A 443-nucleotide genomic window follows, 5' to 3' on the forward strand; every position below is an offset into this window, starting at 1 on the left:
TGTCCGCGCGGACCTCCCGGAGGTCCAGGCCGTCGAGGGCGGCGCGCGCGAGGCTGTAGCCGTTGGTGTGCAGGCCCGTGCTGGGCAGCCCGATCAGGACGTCCCCGGCCTCCAGGCGCGAGCCGTCCACGATGGCCTCCCGGTCCACCACGCCGACGACCGTGCCCACGATGTCGAGTTCACCCTCGACGTACACGCCGGGCATCTCGGCGGTCTCCCCGCCGAGCAGGGCCACGCCGAGCGTCTCGCAGGCGCGCGCGGCGCCCGTCACGAAGGCCGCGACGGTCTCCGGGACGAGCCTGCCCATCGCGACGTAGTCGAGGAAGAACAGGGGCCGCGCGCCCTGCACGAGGATGTCGTTGACGCAGTGGTTCACGATGTCCGCGCCGAGGCCGTCCACGCGGCCCGCGCGCGTCGCGACCTTCGTCTTCGTGCCGACCCCG

Annotated in this window: 1 protein-coding gene; it reads right to left on the reverse strand. The window is 73.8% G+C overall.

The features are described from left to right. On the reverse strand, positions 1 to 443 hold a 443-nt coding region (locus DEIPI_RS28190; protein ID WP_045233564.1), incomplete at both ends, for an AIR synthase related protein.

This window comes from Deinococcus pimensis DSM 21231, assembly GCF_000519345.1.
Taxonomy (GTDB): Bacteria; Deinococcota; Deinococci; order Deinococcales; family Deinococcaceae; genus Deinococcus_A; species Deinococcus_A pimensis.